Origin of the sequence: Halomonas sp. SCS19 (assembly GCF_040147015.1) — a bacterium.
Classification (GTDB): Bacteria; Pseudomonadota; Gammaproteobacteria; order Pseudomonadales; family Halomonadaceae; genus Halomonas; species Halomonas litopenaei.
This window is the reverse complement of record NZ_JAMSHN010000013.1, coordinates 1-316: the sequence shown is the minus strand read 5'-3', so window position 1 is coordinate 316 and position 316 is coordinate 1. Positions and strand designations below refer to the sequence as shown.

Annotated in this window: 1 protein-coding gene; it reads right to left on the bottom strand. The window is 62.3% G+C overall.

From position 1 onward, the window contains the following. A partial coding sequence (locus NFH97_RS21170) for a VCBS domain-containing protein (RefSeq protein WP_349625593.1) occupies positions 1-316 on the bottom strand: 316 nt, incomplete at both ends.

Here is a 316-nt window from a genome sequence, read left to right as displayed (position 1 = left end):
AATCACATTGCCGCCGACCGTGGCGGTCTCTTCGGTAATGCTGTTGGTGTCGGCTACCGCTTCCGGCGCGGTATCCAGGATCTGGATGTCCAGGCTATTGCTGGCAGTGTCACCTTCGTGGTCGGTGACCACGATCGCGAAGCTGTCGACGATGTTGTCGTCAGCCGCGTTGTGACTCGCCGCACCGCCGGTCTCGGTGTAGCTGTAGCTGAAGGTACCGCTGTCGGCATCGAAGCCGGTGATACTCAGGCTGCCCTGGCCCGCGTCATTGGGAATGGTCACCGGGGTGGTAAAGTCCGCCCCGACCAGCTCCACC